The 2,720-nt window shown below is 62.0% G+C and carries 2 protein-coding genes; one reads left to right on the top strand and one right to left on the bottom strand.

Going from position 1 to position 2,720, the window contains the following annotated elements:
- Positions 1-734: 734 nt before the first annotated feature.
- The gene (locus tag SY26_RS19560; protein ID WP_015740141.1) at positions 735-2,210 is read right to left on the bottom strand and encodes a catalase; all 1,476 of its coding nucleotides are present in this window, start codon (positions 2,208-2,210) and stop codon (positions 735-737) included.
- 297 nt (positions 2,211-2,507) lie between these two features.
- On the opposite strand from SY26_RS19560, the gene SY26_RS19555 reads away from it, so the two are divergent.
- Positions 2,508-2,720: hypothetical protein (locus tag SY26_RS19555; protein ID WP_046001959.1), on the top strand; the 213-nt coding region annotated here is incomplete at its 3' end.

The raw sequence follows: 2,720 nt of genomic DNA, 5'->3' as shown, positions 1-2,720 counted from the left end.
AAGGACCGACACAAAGGCGATGACCAGCAGCTCACCCAAGTCATGTCGCGTGTTCTCGGCGCGGGGATCGGGGACATCTTCGAAGGCGGACAGGAACAGATGCATGACGGTGATGGGCTCCAGGAGGACGAGTCCACCTTCAGAATCCATCATGAGCCCAGCCACAAGCCATCCCGTTCAGTGCGTCACGGCCATATGCGATTCCCCTGATGTCGGGGCTCATAGCGCTGAGAGTTCTCACGGTGCTTCGCCCCCGCACCGCTTCCGCATCGCTGTGAGCAAAGCACGAAGGGCCGCGCCCGACCCTGGGTGGGCGCGCGCACCCGCTCCACAACGCGGGCGCTCAAAAGCACTGATGTCAGGTGTGCGGTGAAAGACATCACCGATGCGCCCTCCCATGGGGAGGGTCGGGCGCGGCCCGGCGGTGCCGCCGGGCCCTGCAGTTGGGACATGCTTCGCTGAGATTTTCAGGGGCATCTGCCAACGGTATCCTCACACCTCCACTCAAAGTGAAGCGATAAGGGACGCGCCCGATCTTGGGTGGGCGCCAGTCCTTGCCACGAAGCTCTGCGCTCAAAAGCACTGATGTCGGGTGTGCGGTGAAAGACAGCGCCGAGGCGCCCCCTCCTTGGGGGAGGGTCGGGCGCGGCCCGTGGGGGCCACGGGCGACGCAGAGATAAAAACGCCGGCCCCTTGTGAGGGCCGGCGTCTGTGTTCATCCCGGAACGCTGGGCTTAGCCCGCCTGCCCCGCGCGCACCGCGTCTTCGATGCGCTGGCCGACCTCCGCGTCGACGCTCTTCCAATAGTCGAACGCCCGCTCGAGCACCGGAGAGCGCACCCCGCCGAGCAGCGCGCCGCTGACCGTCTCGACCAACTGGCGGCGCTCGTCATCATTGAACACCTCGCGCACCAGTTTGCCCGGCTGCGAGAAGTCGTCATCACCCGGCCGCAACGTATAGGCGCTGCGCACGAAATCGCCGTCCGCCTCCCAGCCGTCATGCACCGCGCCGGTCTCGTCGGACCAGCTGCGGCCGCCGCTATTGGTCGCATGCACCGGTGCGCTGCCGCTGTGGTGATAGGCCATCTGCCCGTCGAACATATAGGTGTTCACCGGAACCTTGGGCTGGTTCACCGGCAGCTGGTGGAAGTTGGTGCCGATCCGGTTGCGCTGCGCATCATTATAGGCAAAGGCGCGGCCAAGCAGCATTTTATCCGGCGAGAGGCCAATCCCCGGCACTGTATTCCCCGGCGAGAAGGCCGCCTGCTCGATCTGGGCAAAGAAGTTCTCGGGGTTGCGGTTCAGGGTCATCTTGCCGACTTCGATCAGCGGGTAATCCGCATGCGGCCAGGTTTTGGTCAGGTCAAAGGGGTTGATATGATAGGTTTTTCCCTCTTCATAGGGCATCACCTGCACCGACATCGTCCAGGCCGGATGCTCGCCACGGGCAATCGCGTCAAACAGGTCGCGGCGGTGGAAATCTGCATCGGCACCGGCCATCGCGCCGGCCTCTTCATTGGTGAAGAACTCCATCCCCTGATGGGTGTGGAAATGGTATTTCACCCAGAACCGCTCCCCCGCCTCGTTCACCCACATATAGGTGTGCGAGCCGTAGCCGTTCATATGACGCCAGGTGCGGGGCAGCCCGCGCACGCCCATCAGATAGGTCACCTGATGCGCGGATTCGGGGTTATTGGTCCAGAAATCCCACTGCATATGATTGTCGCGCAGACCCGAGTCCGGCAGGCGTTTCTGGCTGCGGATGAAATGCGGGAATTTCATCGGGTCACGGACAAAGAAAATCGGGGTGTTATTGCCGACGAGATCGTAATTGCCCTCATCGGTGTAGAATTTCAGCGAGAAGCCGCGCACATCGCGCCATGTGTCGGGGCTGCCCATCTCGCCGGCAACGGTGGAGAAGCGCGCCAGCATCTCGGTGGTTGCGCCCTTTTGGAACAGCGCCGCCTTGGTATAGGCCGAGACGTCATGGGTGGTCTCGAAAGTGCCGAACGCGCCCGAACCTTTGGCGTGGGGCTGGCGCTCGGGCACTTTCTCGCGGTTGAAATGGGCCATTTGCTCGAGGAAATGCACGTCATGCAGCAGGATCGGGCCATCGGGGCCCACGGTCAGAGAGTTGCGGTCGCTTACCGCCGGTGCGCCGGTGCCCGTGGTCGAGCCCGTTCCACCCTGTTTCTTATTCATATCGGTCATCTAAATCCTCCTATAGTGCCCGTGAACTGACCCGGTGCTGTGCGCGGATGCCGCGCGCATCGCCAAGTGTTACATGTCGAGCCTAAGCAACCGGCGCCTTTTGTCAAAACCTAATGCCGTGGATGGCGAAGAACGGCTGTGATGGAGGCTCTGCGAGGGCCTGCGAGATCGGGGCGGTGGAAATCGCCGCCAAATTGCCACAAAATCTTTGCATATTGTGCAGCTTGGGCGCGCAATAGGCGCGGGACAGCGGTCGCAAGGCCACAAAGGAGAGACATAAGCGCAACGGCAGAGGGAATGAGCAGCATGGATGAGGCAATTCTGCTTTGGCTGGACGGGATCGCCGCCAGATCCGAGGCATTCAACGCATTTATCACCGTGATCTCGGACAATCCGCTGATCAAAGGCGTGCCGATCCTGTCCGCCTTCGAAGATGTCCCCGATCCCCGCGCCGAGAACACGCGACATGACTTGGGTGAGCTGCTGGTCATCGCCTTTGTGTCGGTCCTT

This window comes from Paracoccus sp. 228 (assembly GCF_000967825.1).
GTDB lineage: Bacteria > Pseudomonadota > Alphaproteobacteria > Rhodobacterales > Rhodobacteraceae > Paracoccus > Paracoccus marcusii.
Note: the sequence above shows the minus strand (reverse complement) of the source record. Positions and strands in the feature narration are given on the sequence as shown.

Coding starts and splice junctions, on each gene's coding strand:
- SY26_RS19560 (WP_015740141.1), bottom strand. CDS start 2,210: ATGACCGATATGAATAAGAAACAGGGTGGAACGGGCTCGACCACGGGC.